This is a genomic window from Bradyrhizobium daqingense (assembly GCF_021044685.1).
GTDB classification, from domain to species: Bacteria; Pseudomonadota; Alphaproteobacteria; order Rhizobiales; family Xanthobacteraceae; genus Bradyrhizobium; species Bradyrhizobium daqingense.
This window is the reverse complement of sequence record NZ_CP088014.1, coordinates 1,108,318-1,124,017: the sequence shown is the minus strand read 5'-3', so window position 1 is coordinate 1,124,017 and position 15,700 is coordinate 1,108,318. Positions and strand designations below refer to the sequence as shown.

General features: G+C 66.4%; 17 protein-coding genes and 1 pseudogene. 13 read left to right on the top strand and 5 right to left on the bottom strand.

From position 1 onward, the window contains the following. Nucleotides 1-68: 68 nt before the first annotated feature. The 5 genes from ccmA to LPJ38_RS05195 all read left to right on the top strand — a co-directional run bounded on the left by ccmA (nucleotide 69) and on the right by LPJ38_RS05195 (nucleotide 3,037). Complete coding sequence (gene ccmA / locus LPJ38_RS05215; protein ID WP_145630607.1) at nucleotides 69-671, top strand: heme ABC exporter ATP-binding protein CcmA; 603 nt, start codon at nucleotides 69-71, stop codon at nucleotides 669-671. 52 nt (nucleotides 672-723) lie between these two features. Beyond that, on the top strand, nucleotides 724-1,392 hold the full coding sequence (ccmB, locus tag LPJ38_RS05210; RefSeq protein WP_145630245.1) for a heme exporter protein CcmB: 669 nt from the start codon (nucleotides 724-726) through the stop codon (nucleotides 1,390-1,392). Nucleotides 1,393-1,482: 90 nt separating this feature from the next. Further along, a complete protein-coding gene (locus LPJ38_RS05205) occupies nucleotides 1,483-2,268 on the top strand; it encodes a heme ABC transporter permease (protein ID WP_145630246.1) in 786 nt (261 codons plus the stop codon). Continuing rightward, complete coding sequence (gene ccmD / locus LPJ38_RS05200; RefSeq protein ID WP_145630608.1) at nucleotides 2,265-2,447, top strand: heme exporter protein CcmD; 183 nt, start codon at nucleotides 2,265-2,267, stop codon at nucleotides 2,445-2,447. Before LPJ38_RS05205 ends, ccmD begins: the two co-directional genes overlap by 4 nt. Next, nucleotides 2,444-3,037: a DsbE family thiol:disulfide interchange protein gene (locus tag LPJ38_RS05195; RefSeq protein WP_145630247.1), complete on the top strand. Its 594-nt coding sequence runs from the start codon at nucleotides 2,444-2,446 to the stop codon at nucleotides 3,035-3,037. Before ccmD ends, LPJ38_RS05195 begins: the two co-directional genes overlap by 4 nt. A gap of 105 nt (nucleotides 3,038-3,142) precedes the next feature. On the opposite strand, the gene LPJ38_RS05190 is transcribed toward LPJ38_RS05195, so the two are convergent. Together LPJ38_RS05190 and ftsY are read right to left on the bottom strand one after the other, a co-directional pair. Next, nucleotides 3,143-3,745 carry a septation protein A gene (locus LPJ38_RS05190; RefSeq protein ID WP_145630248.1) on the bottom strand — a complete coding sequence of 201 codons (603 nt, stop codon included), beginning with the start codon at nucleotides 3,743-3,745 and terminating at the stop codon, nucleotides 3,143-3,145. A 122-nt stretch (nucleotides 3,746-3,867) separates the two neighbouring features. Further along, nucleotides 3,868-4,809 (bottom strand): signal recognition particle-docking protein FtsY, encoded by a 942-nt coding sequence (gene ftsY, locus LPJ38_RS05185; RefSeq protein ID WP_145630249.1) that lies wholly within the window; start codon nucleotides 4,807-4,809, stop codon nucleotides 3,868-3,870. Nucleotides 4,810-4,856: 47 nt separating this feature from the next. On the opposite strand from ftsY, the gene LPJ38_RS05180 reads away from it, so the two are divergent. Together LPJ38_RS05180 and LPJ38_RS05175 are read left to right on the top strand one after the other, a co-directional pair. Then, a complete protein-coding gene (locus LPJ38_RS05180; protein ID WP_167520359.1) occupies nucleotides 4,857-5,558 on the top strand; it encodes an RluA family pseudouridine synthase in 702 nt (233 codons plus the stop codon). Between the two features lie 213 nt (nucleotides 5,559-5,771). Continuing rightward, complete coding sequence (locus LPJ38_RS05175; protein WP_145630250.1) at nucleotides 5,772-6,881, top strand: DUF2336 domain-containing protein; 1,110 nt, start codon at nucleotides 5,772-5,774, stop codon at nucleotides 6,879-6,881. Between the two features lie 44 nt (nucleotides 6,882-6,925). On the opposite strand, the gene mtaB is transcribed toward LPJ38_RS05175, so the two are convergent. Continuing rightward, nucleotides 6,926-8,179, bottom strand: a complete 1,254-nt coding sequence (mtaB, locus tag LPJ38_RS05170; RefSeq protein WP_145630251.1) for a tRNA (N(6)-L-threonylcarbamoyladenosine(37)-C(2))-methylthiotransferase MtaB — start codon at nucleotides 8,177-8,179, stop codon at nucleotides 6,926-6,928. Beyond that, nucleotides 8,179-9,054, bottom strand: coding sequence for a diaminopimelate epimerase (dapF, locus tag LPJ38_RS05165; protein WP_145630252.1), 876 nt, complete (start codon nucleotides 9,052-9,054; stop codon nucleotides 8,179-8,181). Before dapF ends, mtaB begins: the two co-directional genes overlap by 1 nt. Nucleotides 9,055-9,290: 236 nt before the next feature. Between dapF and LPJ38_RS05160 the strand changes: the two genes are divergently transcribed. After that, complete coding sequence (locus LPJ38_RS05160) at nucleotides 9,291-10,046, top strand: GyrI-like domain-containing protein (RefSeq protein WP_145630253.1); 756 nt, start codon at nucleotides 9,291-9,293, stop codon at nucleotides 10,044-10,046. Nucleotides 10,047-10,051: 5 nt separating this feature from the next. Then, a pseudogene (locus LPJ38_RS05155) lies at nucleotides 10,052-10,758 on the top strand (SIMPL domain-containing protein). A gap of 147 nt (nucleotides 10,759-10,905) precedes the next feature. On the opposite strand, the gene LPJ38_RS05150 reads toward LPJ38_RS05155, so the two are convergent. Continuing rightward, nucleotides 10,906-11,970: an MBL fold metallo-hydrolase gene (locus LPJ38_RS05150; RefSeq protein WP_167520328.1), complete on the bottom strand. Its 1,065-nt coding sequence runs from the start codon at nucleotides 11,968-11,970 to the stop codon at nucleotides 10,906-10,908. A 309-nt stretch (nucleotides 11,971-12,279) separates the two neighbouring features. On the opposite strand from LPJ38_RS05150, the gene ffh reads away from it, so the two are divergent. The 4 genes from ffh to trmD all read left to right on the top strand — a co-directional run bounded on the left by ffh (nucleotide 12,280) and on the right by trmD (nucleotide 15,660). Next, entirely contained in the window at nucleotides 12,280-13,827 is a 1,548-nt protein-coding gene (gene ffh, locus LPJ38_RS05145) for a signal recognition particle protein (protein WP_145630254.1), read from the top strand. A gap of 85 nt (nucleotides 13,828-13,912) precedes the next feature. Beyond that, complete coding sequence (rpsP, locus tag LPJ38_RS05140; RefSeq protein WP_145630255.1) at nucleotides 13,913-14,245, top strand: 30S ribosomal protein S16; 333 nt, start codon at nucleotides 13,913-13,915, stop codon at nucleotides 14,243-14,245. A gap of 9 nt (nucleotides 14,246-14,254) precedes the next feature. Beyond that, nucleotides 14,255-14,803 carry a ribosome maturation factor RimM gene (gene rimM / locus LPJ38_RS05135; RefSeq protein WP_145630256.1) on the top strand — a complete coding sequence of 183 codons (549 nt, stop codon included), beginning with the start codon at nucleotides 14,255-14,257 and terminating at the stop codon, nucleotides 14,801-14,803. Nucleotides 14,804-14,904: 101 nt separating this feature from the next. Next, nucleotides 14,905-15,660: a tRNA (guanosine(37)-N1)-methyltransferase TrmD gene (trmD, locus tag LPJ38_RS05130; protein WP_145630257.1), complete on the top strand. Its 756-nt coding sequence runs from the start codon at nucleotides 14,905-14,907 to the stop codon at nucleotides 15,658-15,660. The last annotated feature ends 40 nt before the right edge of the window (nucleotides 15,661-15,700 follow it).

The following is a 15,700-nucleotide window of genomic DNA, read 5'->3' as shown; positions in this document are numbered from 1 at the left end:
CAAAAATTCCCATGCGCTACCCCAAGTTTTCCTGAGGCCTGGACGTGAGCGGGTTGAAACAAGGCGAGTTGCAGCTTCACGGCCGCGGACTCCGCTGCGTGCGGGGCGGCCGCGAGGTGTTCGCCAGGCTCGACTTCGCGGCCGCCTCGGGCGAGGCCGTGGCGGTCGTAGGCCGCAACGGATCAGGCAAGACGTCGCTGCTGCGGCTGATCGCGGGCCTGCTCGTTCCGGCCGGCGGGACGATCGCGCTGGAGGGGGGCGAGAGCGAGCTGACCTTGGCGGAGCAATGCCATTATCTCGGCCATCGTGACGCCCTGAAGCCGGCACTGAGCGTTCAGGAAAACCTGGCATTCTGGGCCGATTTCCTGGGTGGCGAACGCCTTGATGCCGTCGAGAGCCTCGCCACGGTCGGGCTCGACCACGCCGCTTATCTGCCCGCGGGCTTCCTGTCCGCGGGACAGCGCCGCCGCCTCTCGTTGGCCCGGCTGCTGACCGTTCGCCGCCCGGTCTGGCTGCTGGACGAGCCGACCAATGCGCTCGACGTCGCGGGCCAGGAGATGTTCGGCGGCCTGATGCGGGAGCATCTCACCCGCGGCGGCCTGATCATCGCCGCGACCCACGCCCCGCTGGGGATCGAGGCGCGCGAGCTGCGGATCGGGGGGGTGGCGTGATTTCGAGGCACCCTCAGCTTTTTTCAGGCGGCGAGCCTGTACGCGGTGCTCCATGACCGCCCTCTCCGCCCTCATCCGCCGGGATATCAAGATCGCGCTTCGCGTCGGCGGCGGGGCGCTGATCGGGGTGCTGTTCTTCCTCACCGTGGTGGTGCTGATGCCGTTCGCGGTCGGGCCGGATCTGGCGCTGCTGTCGCGGCTGGGGCCGGCCATCCTCTGGCTCGGAGCCCTGCTGGCCAGCCTGCTGACCCTGGACCGCTTGTTCATGGCCGACCACGAGGACGGCTCGCTGGACCTGATCACGATGAGCCGGACGCCGCTGGAACTCGCCTGCGCCGCCAAGGCGCTGGCGCATTGGATCGCCGCCGGCCTGCCGCTGATTGTCGCAACCCCCGTGCTCGGCCTCCTGCTCAATCTCGACATGGTCGCGACCGGCGCGGTCGCGCTGACGCTGCTGGCGGGCACGCCGGCGCTGACCTTCACCGGCATGATCGGCGCGGCGCTGGCAGTGACCCTGCATCGCGGCGGGCTGCTGATGGCGGTGCTGGTGCTGCCGCTGTCGATTCCGGTGCTGATTTTCGGCGTCGCAGCCTCGCAGGCCGTGATCGTCGGCCCCATGACGTTCGGTGCGCCGTTCTCGATCCTGTGCGCGCTGTCGCTGGTCAGCCTCGTGATCGGCCCATTCGCGGCCGCAGCCAGCCTGCGGCACGGTCTCGATTGAGATAGGCAGGCCGACCTTGACCCGGATCAACTTTCGCTGCGCGCTTTCGTGCTGATTGCCTGAGCGCTCCCAGGTGATTATCAGGGTACCATGTCGCTGATCGACCTTGCCAACCCCACGCGGTTCCTTGCGCTGACGGCGCGGGCGCTGCCGTGGCTTGCGGCCGCGACCGTCATCCTGCTCGCGATCGGCCTGTACCAGGCCGCGCTGGCGCCCGACGACTATCAGCAGGGCGCGACCGTCAAGATCATGTTCGTCCATGTGCCCAATGCCTGGCTCGCGATGTTCGTGTGGGGCGTGATGAGCATTGCCTCCCTGGGCACGCTGGTATGGCGGCATCCGCTCGCCGACGTCGCGGCGAAAGCAGCAGCTCCGATCGGCGCCGCCTTCACCTTCCTCGCGCTGCTGACGGGCTCGCTGTGGGGCCGGCCGATGTGGGGCACCTATTGGGAATGGGATGCGCGCCTGACCTCGGTGCTGATCCTGTTCCTGATGTATCTCGGCCTGATGGCGCTGTGGCGCGCGGTCGACGATCCCTCCCGCGCGGCGCGCGCCGCCGCCGTGCTGACCCTGGTCGGCGCGATCAATTTGCCCATCATCAAGTTCTCCGTCGACTGGTGGAACACGCTGCACCAGCCGGCATCGGTGATGCGCATGGGCGGCTCGGCGCTGGACAAGTCGTTCCTGATTCCGCTGCTGGTGATGGCGATCGCCTTCACCCTGCTGTTCGTCACGCTGCATCTGGCGGCGATGCGCAACGAGATCCTGCGCCGCCGCGTCCGCTCCCTGCAGATGATGCAGGCGAGCCGCATCGCGTTTTCGAGCGAAGCCGGTTCGCGTTCAGAAAATGCCTCGAACGAAGTCGGGGCCGTCTGACCATGTCGCTCGGTCCCTATGCCTCCTTCATCGTGACGTCCTATGCCGCGGCTGCCGTCGTGATCGCGATCCTGATCGGCTGGGTCGTGCTGGACCATCGCAGCCTGACGGCGCGCCTGCGCGAGTTCGACCGCAGCGGCGTCACGCGCCGCTCGGGCCGCAGCGCGGTGGACTCATGAGCGATCAATCGACCTCGGCGTCGCCGCAGCGCCGCACCTTCCTGATGGCGGTGCCGCTGATCGCCTTCGTTGGCCTTGCGCTGCTGTTCTGGTTCAGGCTCGGCAGCGGCGATCCTTCGCGGATTCCGTCCGCGCTGATCGGGCGGCCGGCCCCGCAAACGCTGCTGCCGCCGCTCGAGGGATTGCAGGCCGACAATGCGCCGGTGCCGGGGCTCGATCCCGCCGCGTTCAAGGGCAAGGTCAGCCTCGTCAACGTCTGGGCGTCCTGGTGCGTGCCGTGTCACGACGAGGCCCCGCTCCTGACCGAGCTGGCCAAGGACAAGCGCTTCCAGCTCGTCGGCATTAACTACAAGGACGCCTCCGACAACGCGCGGCGCTTCCTCGGGCGCTATGGCAACCCGTTCAGCCATGTCGGCGTCGACGCCAACGGCCGCGCCTCGATCGAATGGGGCGTCTACGGCGTGCCGGAGAGCTTCGTCGTCGGGCGCGAGGGCACCATCGTCTACAAGCTGGTCGGGCCGGTCACGCCCGACAATCTGCGCACCGTGTTGCTGCCGCAACTGGAGAAGGCGTTGAAGGCGGGGAGCTAAAGTCCGTCATTGCGAGGAGCTCTTGCGACGAAGCAATCCAGAGTCCCTCCGCAGAGGCATTCTGGATTGCTTCGCTTCGCTCGCAATGACGAGCTGAGAGACCGACTACCCCTTGCTCACATCTCCCGCCTCGGCCTCGCTCGCCTCCAGCGACGCCGGCTCGAGATGATAGCGCTTGATCAGCGGCATCTGGATCATGCCGAAGATGGCGGTCAGCGGCAGCACGCCGAAGACCTTGAAGTTCACCCAGAAATCGGTGCTCTGGGTGCGCCAGATGATCTCGTTCAAGACGGCCATGCCGGCGAAGAACAGCGCCCAGCGCAGCGTGAGGATGCGCCAGCCATGCGGCGTCAGGTTGAACACCTGGTCGAACATCACGGCGATGAAGGAGCGGCCGAACAAGAGGCCGCCGCCGAGGATGACGGCGAACAGGCCGTAGATGATGGTCGGCTTGACCTTGATGAAGGTCTCGTCGTGCAGCACCAGGGTCAACGTGCCGAACACCAGCACGATCACGCCCGTCACGATCGCCATGACCGGGATGTGGCGCGTCACCATGTAGGAGGCCGCCATCGCGACCGCGATCGCCACCATGAAGGCGCCGGTGGCGGCGAACAGGTTGAACTTCGCGTTCACGAAGAAGAACACGAGCAGCGGACCGAGCTCGGTCGCGAGCTTGAACAGCGGATGCGGCTGGGTCTTGTCCATTCTCTCTTCCGTCTCTCCCATCCTACGAGACGACCGCTCCGCGGTCTCCTCAGGATGAGGATATCATGTGTGGCACGACCTCATCCTGAGGGGCCGCGCAAGCGGCGTCTCGAAGGATGACGCTATTCTATTCCGGCGATGGCACGGGCGAAGTCGCGCGCGGTGAAGGGCGCGAGATCGTCGACGCCTTCGCCCACGCCGACGAAATGCACCGGCAGTTTGAATTTCTCCGCGAGCGCCACCAAGATGCCGCCGCGCGCGGTGCCGTCGAGCTTGGTCATCACGAGGCCGGTGACCCCGGCGGTGCGATGGAAGGCCTCGACCTGCGACAGCGCATTCTGGCCGACGGTGGCATCCAGCACCAGCAGCACCGCATGCGGCGCGGTGGCATCCACCTTGCGGATGACGCGCACGACCTTTTCGAGCTCGTTCATCAGCTCGGCCTTGTTCTGAAGCCGGCCGGCGGTGTCGATCAGCAGCACGTCGGTGTTCTGCTCCTTCGCCGCGGTGAGCGCGTTGAAGGCGAGGCTCGCCGAATCCGATCCTTGCGCCCCCGCGATGACGGGCGTCTTCGTGCGCTCGCCCCAGACCTTGAGCTGCTCGATGGCTGCGGCGCGAAACGTGTCGCCGGCGGCGAGCATCACCTTGCGGCCTTCGGATGCGAATTTTTGCGAGAGCTTGCCGATGGTGGTGGTCTTGCCGGAGCCGTTGACGCCGACCACGAGGATGACGAACGGCTTCTTGGCGGTGTCGATCACGAGCGGCTTCGCCACCGGCGCCAGCACCTTCTCGACCTCGGTCGCGACCACGTCCTTGACCTCGTCCGCCGAGATCGCCTTGTCGTAGCGCCCCGTGCCGACGGCGTCCGCGATCCGCACGGCGACGGAGGTGCCGAGATCGGCGCGCAGCAGCACATCCTCGATGTCGTCGAGCATGGCGCGATCGAGCTTGCGCTTGGTGACGAGGTCGGCGACCGCGGTGCCAAGCGAGGACGAGGTGCGCTTCAGCCCGTTGGACAGGCGGCGCCACCAGCTCAGCTTGGGGGTCTCGGAGGTATCGTTCATAGCGGGGGTGTGTTAGCCGTTCCGGCGATTAAACGAAAGTCTTGCAATTGCTCAATGTTCCCGAATTGACCGCCGAGGAAATTTTGTCGCGCGTGCTCCATCGCGACGGCTTGATGCTGGTCATCAACAAGCCGGCCGGCCTGCCGGTGCATCGCGGACCCAAGGGCGGCCCCAATCTGGAGGACTCCTTCGACGCGCTCCGCTTCGGCCTGCCGCGGCCGCCGGTGCTGGCCCACCGGCTGGACAAGGACACCTCCGGCTGCCTCGTGCTCGGCCGCCACCGCAAGGCGACCGCCTCGCTCGGTCTCCTGTTCAAGCACGGCAAGATCGGCAAGACCTACTGGACCGTGGTCGAGGGCGGGCCTGCCGAAAACGAAGGCACCATCGACATGCCGCTCGGCCGGCTCAATGCCGAGCGCGGCTGGTGGCAAAAGCCGGACCCGGAGGGGCAAAAGGCGATCACCAATTGGAAGGTGATGGGCCGGGGCGAAGGCCTGACTTGGCTCGCCATGGAACCGGTCACCGGCCGGACCCACCAATTGCGGGTGCATTCGGCCGCGACGGGCTGGCCGATCTTCGGCGATAACATTTACGGCAACGGGCCGCGCTTCGGCGAACCGAAGCTGCATCTGCATTCTCGCGAGATCGTGGTGCCGATCTCCCGGAACAAGGAGCCGATCCGCGTCGTCGCGCCGGCCCCGCCGCATATGCACGAGAAGCTCAGGGCCTGCGGCTGGAACGGGGAGTGAGCGATCCTCATGGTGAGGAGGCCGCATAGCGGCCGTCTCGAACCATGAAGGCCCCGCTGCTGCAGACGGGCCGCTATCCTTCGAGACGCCGCTACGCGGCTCCTCAGGATGAGGATCATTGCACCATGGTTTACCAAACCTTCAGCGCTCGCCTCTAATGATAGCGGTTGCTTAGAACAAGCTTCCGTAATCGCTCAGGACGAGCAACGCGTCATGTCTCCGGCCCAGCTATCGATCATCGACGAGGTCGAATCCGCGTTACGGATGGGCTCGCCGGAAAAAGGCCTGGAAACCGCGCGGCGCGTCACCGAGCTGTTCCTGTCCTCCGCCGGCAGCTTCGACGACGAGCAGATCGCGCTGTTCGACGACGTGCTCGATCGCCTGATCGGCACCATCGAGCTGCGTGCAATCGCCGACATCGGCGCCCGCGTCGCGCTCGCCGAGATCAGCGCCCAGCTCGCGCCGATCGCGCAGGCGCCGCCCTCCGTGATCCGCCGCCTCGCCAGCAACGATGAGATCCGCATCGCCGGTCCGGTGCTGCAGGAATCCGCGCGGCTCGACGACAGCGAGCTGGTGCAGATCGCATCATCCAAGGGCGAGCCGCATCTGCTCGCGATCGCCGGGCGCTGGTGGCTGAAGGAGATCGTCACCGACGCGCTGCTGGCCCGCCGCTATCCGAGCGTCAGCCGGCGGCTTGCGGCCAATCCCGGCGCGCGCGTCTCCGGCAAGGGATTTGCCGCCATCGTCGGACAGGCCGAGAGCGATCCGGAGCTCGCAGTCAGCGTCGGCATTCGCGTCGATCTGCCTTCGGAGCTGCGCCGCCGATTGCTGCGTTCGGCGACGGACGCCGTGCGCACCCGCCTGTTGTCACGCGCCCCGCCGCATCTGTTCGAGGAAATCCAGAGCGCGATCGCCGCCGCCACCGTTGGCGTCGAGCGCGAGATGTCCGCCGTGCGCGATTTCGAAGGCGCCAAGCGCGCCATTGCCGGCCTCAAGGCCACCGGCCAGCTCAACGAGGCGACGTTGCTCGGTTTCGCAACACAGCGCCGCTATGAAGAGACCACCGCGGCTTTGGCGGCGTTGTCCGGGTCGACCGTCGAGGTCATTCGCCCGCTGATGCAGAGCCTGCGGGAGGATGGCCTGCTGGTACCTTGCAAGGCCGCGCAGCTCAGCTGGGAGACGACGGCCGCCGTGCTCGAAAGCCGCTTTGCCAGTGGCGCGATGAAGCCGGCGGATCTCGCGCGGGCGCAGGGGCACTACGCAAGAATGACGGCGGAGAATGCAAAGCGGACGCTACGGTTCTGGCAGGTAAGGGCGTCGTAGCCCATTTTGGAGCGGAGCTGCTGGCGCTGTGGGATGACAGCTGATTACGTGGTCAGCCGCTCGCCATCACTTCCTGCGATCCTCGCCGGCACCACGCTGCCCACACGCTCGCCCGCGATCGCCACTGGCAGATAATGCTCAGTGCGGCCCTGCCCCTCGCTTTCGATCAGCACCTGCCGCGTCGCACCGATTTCGGCTTGCAGGCGCTGCCGCAACGCCGCTTCACCGGCCGCGCGCAGCCGTCGCGCACGATCCTTGATCGCGCCGCCCGCAACCTGCGGCATCTTTGCAGCCGGCGTGCCCGGGCGCGGAGAGTAAGGGAAGACATGCAGGAAGGTGAGGCCGCATTCTTCGACGAGATCGAGCGAGCGCGAGAACATCTCCTCGGTCTCGGTCGGAAAACCCGCGATGATGTCGGCGCCGAAGACGACGTCCGGACGCAGCCGGCGGACCTGATCGCAGAACGCAACCGCATCGCGCCGCGAATGCCGCCGTTTCATGCGCTTCAGGATCATGTCGTCGCCGGATTGCAGCGACACATGCAGGTGCGGCATCAGCCGTGCATCGCCGGCGATCGCATCAAGCAAATCGTCGTCCGCTTCGATCGAATCGATCGAGGAGATGCGCAGGCGCTTCAGCTCCGGCACGTGCCGCAGGATCTGCTTGGTCAACATGCCGAGCTTCGGCGCGCCCGGCAGATCAGAGCCATAGCTGGTGAGATCGACGCCGGTCAGCACGATCTCGGCATGGCCCCCCGCGGCCAGTGTCCGCACCTGCTCAACCACCGCGCCCATCGGCACCGAGCGTGAATTGCCGCGGCCATAGGGGATGATGCAGAAGGTGCAGCGATGATCGCAGCCGTTCTGCACCTGGACGAACACGCGCGGCAGACCGGCCGCAAAGCCATCGATCAGATGCGGCGCCATCTCCGTCACGGCCATGATGTCGCTGACGGCGACCTTCTCGCTGGCGCCGAGATCGAAGGCGCTCCGGGCATCGCGCCAGGCTTCGCCGCGCATCTTGTCGTCATTGCCGACGACGCGATCGACCTCGGCCATGTCGGCGAACATGGCGCTTTGCGTCTGCGCCGCGCAGCCGGTGACGACGATGCGCGCGTCCGGCCGCTCGCGCTTCAATTTGCGGATCGACTGGCGCGCCTGCGCCACCGCCTCGTTGGTGACGGCGCAGCTGTTGATGACGATGGTGTCGGAGAGGCCCGCGCCCTCCGCCTCACGGCGGATCACCTCCGCCTCGAAGGCATTGAGGCGGCAGCCGAAGGTGACGATTTCGACAGGCATCACCCGGCCTGCGCGAACAGCGCCGGATCGAACTTGCCCTCATATTCGAAGGTCGCGGTGCCCGTCATCAGCACGTGATCGTCGCGCTCGCGCCATTCGATGCCGAGCTTGCCGCCGGGCAGCGTGATCTCGACCTTGCGCTCGGTACGCTTCAGCCGCGCCGCAGCGACCGCCGTGGCACAGGCCGCCGAGCCGCACGCCTGGGTCAGGCCTGCGCCACGCTCCCAGGTGCGGATGGTAATGTGGTCGCGATCGACGATACGGGCGAGCGTAATGTTGGCGCGCTCGGGGAAGATCGGATGATTTTCCAAGAGCGGACCAAAGCGCCCGAGATCATAGGCGTTGACGTCGTCGACCCAGAACACCGCGTGCGGATTGCCCATGCTCACCACGGAGGGCGAATGCAGGATCGGATTGTCGATCGGCCCGATCTGCAACTCGATGTAGCGGGTGTCGCGAAACTCTTCCGCCAGCGGAATGTCCTGCCAGCCGAATTTCGGCGCAGCCATGTCGACGGTGTAGAGATCCGGCGCCGGGCCCTGCCAGGCATTGAGCAGGCCGGCTGCCGTCTCGAACGTTGCATTGGTCTGGCCGCTCTTCTCGAAAATGCGGCGCACGACGCAGCGCATGCCGTTGCCGCAGGCGCCGGCTTCGGAGCCGTCATTGTTGTAGATGCGGATGAAGGCTTCGGTGCCGTCGAGCCGCGGCTTCTGCAGCACCATGAGCTGGTCATAAGCCACGCCGCCGTTCGCGGACGCCACCGCGCGGGCATCGTCCGGCGTCACGCGGCCTGCGGAATCGCGCATGTCGACAACGACGATCTCGTTGCCGATGCCGTTCATCTTGGCAAATGCGTGGTTGGCCAGCGCGCTCATGAAAATTCCCGAATTTCGCCTGCCTTATATGGCGATCCTTGCCGGCTTGGCCAGTGATTTGCCGCCCGAGCCGGGACATCGGCCAAGGTGCCTGCCATGACGCATCTGTCATGGGACGAATTCGGCGCTCGCGTGTTAGAACGGCGCCCTTAGCGCGAACCGGGGCGCGCGACCGGGCGCATAACGGAATTTCGGCCTTGGTGGGCAAGGTCTTCCAGGGTCTTGGGGAGAACAGAATGATCAGGTTTCGTCGTCTCGCCTTGGCCGCGCTGATCCCGGCAGCGGCCATATCGCTGGGTCTGTCCGCCGCCCGGGCCCAAACTCCGAGCCCGGCGCCCGCCGCGTCGGCCAGCCCCTCGCCGGCTTCGCCGGCCCCTGCCGCGAGCGCTTCGCCTGCACCGGTGGCAACGCCCGCGCCGGCCGCCAGCGCCTCGCCCGCCCCTGCGGCAACACCCTCCCCCGCAGCCAGCGCTTCACCCAGCCCGGCTCCGCCGCCCGCCGCGGCCACCACCCCCGCCCCGGTGCAGACCGCCGATCCCTTCGGCCTCGAGACCACGCTCGAGTCCAGGAAGGTCGTGATGGTCAAGGGCACTGCCAATTGGGACTCGGCCTTCGACACCCTGGTCGACGCCTTCAAGGCGCTGAACACGCTGCTGGACAAGCAGGGCATCAAGGCCGCCGGCAATTCGATGATCGTCTACACCTCGACCGACGACACCGGCTTTACCTTCCTCGCCGAGATCCCGGTCGACCAGGACCCCAAGAACCTCACCAAGGACATGAGCATCGGCAAGTCGCCGGAGGGCAAGGCGCTGAAGTTCGTCCATCGCGGTTCCTACGACAACATGGACAACACCTACGAGGCGATCACCAATCACCTCGACGACAAGAGACTGGAAGCCAAGGACACCTTCATCGAGGAGTACCTCACCGATCCGCTCAAGACGGCCGAGGATAAGCTCGTGATCAATGTTTTCGTGCCGCTGAAGTGAGAATGATGAAAAAGCCTGCCGTACTCGCCGCCGTTTTCGCCACCACCCTGCTGGCCATGCCCGCACTCGCCGACGATTTTCCCTCCGCGATCTCGGTGAGCGGCGAAGCCACGATTTCCGCGGCTCCTGATCTCGCACAGATCGATGCCGCGTCGCCAACGATGCCAAGACCGCGAAGGAAGCCTCCGACGCCAACAATGCCGCGATGGGCAAAGTGCTGCTGGCGCTGAAGGGCGCCGGCATCGCCGAGAAGGATTACCAGACCTCGCGGCTGTCGCTGCAGCCGCAATACGGTCAGAACAAATCCACCGGCGCATCCCCGGTGGTCGGCTTCCGCGCCTCCAACCGCGTCACCGTGAAGATCCGCGACGTGACCAAAATCGCGGGCATCATCGACACGCTGGTCGGCGCCGGCGCCAACGACGTCGGCAATATTTCCTTCGAAGTGACGCAGGCCTCGAAGCTGCTCGATGACGCGCGCGAGCAGGCGATCGCCGATGCGCGGCGCAAGGCGGAGGTCTATGCCAAGGCCACCGGCGTGACGCTGGGTGCGCCGCTCAGCGTGTCCGAGGGCGGTGGCCCCGTGCCGCTGTTCAAGGGGCGCATGGCATCGCCGATGGCCGCAGCGCCGCAGGCCGCCGTCGCTCCGGGTGAAGAGACGCTGTCGGTGACGGTGAATGTGAGCTGGGCGATCAAGCCCAAGGAGCAATAGGTCTCGTGTCCCGGACGCGCTGCAGCGTGAAACGCTGCTGCGCAGAGCCGGGATCCAGAAGCTGCACGGTACATCGCTGCGAGATGGGCCTCGGCTGTGCAGCGCACCGTCGAAGAGACGCTGCGTCCGGGGCACGCGCGGAGTGAGCTAAATCTCCACCACCTGCCCCGGCTGCATCGCCACGAACCGCTCCTGCGGAATCTTCGCGGCGTCGAGCGCTTCGACCAGCGCCTTCGCCGGCGCGTCGATCGCCTCGTCCGTCAGCTGGAACGTGCCGTGGTGATGGCCGAGCGCAGCTTCCGCACCGCAATCGGCCAGCGCCTTTACGGCATCTTCGGGATTCATGTGTTGGTCGCGCATGAACCAGCGCGGCTCGTAGGCACCGATCGGGAGGATCGCGAGCCGTAGCTTGCCATGCTTCTCGGCGACGCGGCGGAAATGCCGGCCGTCGCCATAACCGGAATCGCAGACGACGTAGATTTTCCCGGCCGGCGTCTCCAAGACGAAGCTCGCCCACAGCGCCTTGTTGCGGTCGAACAGGCCGCGGGCGGTCCAGTGCCGCGTCGGCACCAGATGCACGGCGATGCCGCCGCCGAGCTCGACGCGGTCGTGCCAGTCGAACGCCTCCACCTTGATCGTGGAATCCCAGCTGCGCATCGTGACGTCGTTGCCGAGCGGGGTGACGACGCGCGGGGCAAAATTCTTGGTGAGCCGCGACAGCGTCGCGATGTCGAGGTGATCGTAATGGCCGTGCGAGACCAGCACGACGTCGATCTTCGGCAACTTCTCGAAGGCGATGCCGGGATCGTTGTGCCGTTTCGGCCCGGCCCAGGCGACCGGCGAGACCCGCTCCGACCAAACGGGATCGACCAGGATGTTGAGGCCGCCGGTCTGGATCAGCCAACTGGCGTGGCCGACGAAGGAGAGCCGCACCTTGTCGCCATCGACACGCGCCGGCGGGGTGTCGGCATGGGGACTGGGCGCCCAATCCGGCCATGCAGCGCGCTGCCGCTTGCCGCCGAACTGCCACCGCAGCACTTCTCGCAGCGATTTCGGCGGCGAGCCGTCCGGATCGAAGAAATTCAGGCCGTCGAAATGGTCGGAAACCGGGCCGTCATAGGTTTTCATGCGGGATATCCAAAGGGAGGACACGCCGACCAGGGCGCCGGCCCCGGCAAGCAATCCGAACAGGCGGCGGCGGGTGATGGGCACGGTTTCAGCGATGGTAACGGAGGCAGGTCATGACCTCTCATATGGGTGGAACCCTCAAAAAAGGAACCGGCAGGCAAAACGGTCCTGTTTTCAAAATCTTGCCCTGACAACGGCGCCCTTGCACCCTAACTTTCCTTGACTTTTGGGCGTGAGCGGCGTTTAACCCCGCCACTTCATCGGAAAGGCTTTCTTTTCGACCCGCCGACCGGCCTGCGAGGCTGGAGGTCAACGCCCGACAGCGCTGTGCGCCCTCGGGCGCAAAGGTGTTTGGAAGATCGCTTTCTGGCGAGCAGGACAAGGACAACGGCATTGTTCGACAATCTGTCGGAACGGCTTGGTGGCATTCTCGATCGTCTGACGGGGCGCGGTGCGCTGACCGAAAAGGACGTCGACGCCGCGATGCGCGAGGTGCGCCGCGCGCTGCTGGAGGCCGACGTCGCGCTGGAAGTGGTGCGCAGCTTCACCGAGCGCGTCCGCGAGCAGGCGATCGGCGCCACCGTCGTCAAGTCGGTCACACCAGGCCAGATGGTGGTCAAGATCGTCCATGACGAGCTGATCAACACGCTGGGCGCCGAAGGCCAGACCATCGACGTCAATTCGGTGCCGCCGGTGCCGATCATGATGGTCGGCCTGCAGGGCTCGGGTAAGACCACCACCACCGCGAAGCTCGCCCGCCGCCTGGTCCAGCGCGACAAGCGCAAGGTGCTGATGGCCTCGCTCGACGTCTACCGTCCGGCGGCGATGGAGCAGTTGGCCGTGCTCGGCCGCGATCTCGACATCCCCACTTTGCCAATCGTCGCGGGCCAGCAGCCGCCGCAAATTGCAAAACGCGCGCTGGAAGCCGGCAAGCTCGGCGGCTACGACATCGTGCTGCTCGACACCGCCGGCCGCACCACGCTCGACGAAGAGATGATGGCGGAGGCCGCCGCGATCAAAGCCGCGGCCAACCCGCACGAAGTGCTTCTGGTCGCCGACAGCCTCACCGGCCAGGACGCCGTGAACCTCGCGCGCTCGTTCGACCAGCGCGTCGGCCTCACCGGCATCGTGCTGACCCGCGTTGACGGCGACGGCCGCGGCGGCGCCGCGCTGTCGATGCGCGCCGTCACCGGCAAGCCGATCAAGCTGATCGGCACCGGCGAAAAGACCGATGCGCTGGAGGATTTCCATCCCGACCGTATTGCGGGCCGCATCCTCGGCATGGGCGACGTGGTCTCGCTGGTCGAACGCGCCGCCGCCAATATCGACGCCGAGAAGGCCGCGCGCACCGCCGAGCGCATGCGCAAGGGCCAGTTCGACCTCAACGACATGCGCGAGCAGCTGTTGCAGATGTCCAGCATGGGCGGCATCAGCGGCCTGATGGGCATGATGCCCGGCATCTCCAAGATGAAGAACCAGATCGCTGCGGCCGGCATCGACGACAAGATCCTGAAGCGTCAGGTCGCGATCATCGATTCCATGACGCGCGACGAGCGCCGTCATCCGGACCTGTTGAAAGCCAGCCGCAAGAAGCGCATCGCCGCAGGCTCCGGCCAGAGCGTCGAGCACGTCAACAAGCTCCTGAAGATGCATCGGAACATGGCCGACGTGATGAAGGCGATGGGCTCGGGCAAACGCGGCCCGCTCGCCGGCATCGCACAGGCCATGGGCTTCGGCGGCGGCATGAAGATGCCCTCGCCGGAAGAGATGAAGGCGATGCAGGAGAAGATGCAAAGCGGCGGCGGACAAGGCTTGCCGAACCTGCCGAAGGATTTGCCGCCCGGCCTTCGCACCGGCCTGCCGAACCTTCCCGGACTGACCGGGATGAGCGGCAAGCCGACGCTGCCGGGCCTCGGCGGTTTCCCCGGCAAGAAGAAATGAGGAATTCGTCACGAGAGACCGCACGGTCTCGCGCGGCGCGAGAATACCAATCAACCGAATAAAACGTACTTTGAAGGAGAACTAGATGTCCGTCGTCATCCGCCTCGCCCGCGCAGGCACCAAGAAGCGTCCCGTCTATCACGTCGTCGTCGCCGATTCGCGTTTTCCCCGCGATGGCCGCTTCATCGAGCGTCTCGGCTATTTCAACCCGTTGCTGCCGAAGGACAACGAGACCCGCCTCAAGCTCGACATGGAGAAGGTGAAGGCCTGGCTTGCCAAGGGTGCGCAGCCGTCGGATCGCGTATCGCGTTTCCTCGACGCCGCCGGCGTCAAGAAGCGTGAAGCGCGCAACAACCCCGAGAAGGCCGTGCCGCGCAAGGAGCGCAAGGCGCAGGCCGAAGCCGCCGCGAAGTCGTAAGGTCGGGCCATGTCGGCGCTGGTCTGCGTCGCGCGGATCGGCGCCGCGCATGGGGTGCGCGGTGCGGTCAAATTGTGGACCTTCACCGAAGATCCCTTTGCCGTCAGGCGCTACGGTCCGCTGCTCGCCAAGGACGGCAAGCGCCAGTTCGAGTTGGCTACGGCACGCGAGGCGAAGGATCATCTGGTCGCGACGTTCAAGGGCGTCACGACCCGCGATGAGGCCGAGCGGCTCAACGGCATCGAGCTCTACGTCCCGCGCGAAAAACTGCCCGCGACCGACGCGGACGAATATTACCACACCGATTTGATCGGGCTCGCCGCCGTCACCGCCGACGGCGACGCGCTCGGCCGCGTGCTCGCGATCCATAATTTCGGCGCCGGCGACATCATCGAGATCGCGCCCCTCAGGGGCGCAACGATGCTGTTGCCGTTCTCCAACGCGGTGGTGCCGGAGGTCGACATTGCCGGCGGCCGCGTGGTGATCGCGCTGCCGCAAGAGGTGGAGGGGGAGGACGACTCCTCCGCGAGTCGTCCCCGCGAAGGCGGGGACCCATAACCACAGGCTGAAATTTTTCGCTAAGCTGATCGCTCCAGCCGTCGCAAAACGAAGTGCGGTGGCTATGGGTCCCCGCCTTCGCCGGGACGACGATGGAAACTATGACCCACCCCTTCCCCTGGCGCGCGACGGTGCTGACGCTCTTTCCGGAGATGTTTCCGGGGCCGCTCGGCGCGAGCCTTGCGGGCCGGGCCCTCGCCGCCGGGATCTGGGAGATCGAGGCCCGCGACATCAGGGCCTCCGCCACCGATCGCCACCGCAGCGTCGACGACACCCCCGCTGGCGGCGGGCCGGGCATGGTGTTGCGGGCAGACGTGCTGGCGGCGGCCATCGACGCCGCTGACATAGGCCCGGATCGCCCCCGCCTGCTGATGAGCCCGCGCGGTCGGCCATTGACCCAGGCCCGCGTCCTGGAGCTCGCCCAGGGCCCGGGCCCCCTGATCGTCTGCGGCCGGTTCGAGGGCGTGGACCAGCGGGTGATCGACGGACGAGGCCTGGAGGAGGTCTCGATCGGCGATTACGTGCTCTCAGGCGGCGAAATCGCAGCTTTAGCCCTGATCGACGCTTGCGTCCGCCTGCTGCCGGGGGTGATGGGCAAGGAGGCCTCGAGAACCGAGGAGAGCTTCTCGGACGGCCTGCTCGAATACCCCCAATACACCCGCCCGCAGCTGTTCGAGGGGGCTCCGATCCCGGAGATCCTGACCTCCGGCGACCATGCCAAGGTCGCATCCTGGCGGCGCGCGCAATCCGAGGCCCTGACGGCAGCGCGGCGGCCCGATTTGTGGGCGCAAGTCCCGGCCAAGCCGCCGAATCGGGCCGGCCGCCAAAAAACGCCAAAAAACAAGACAGACGGGTGACAAACGCTCCGGCTTGCCTTATAGGAGCGGCCAAATCCGC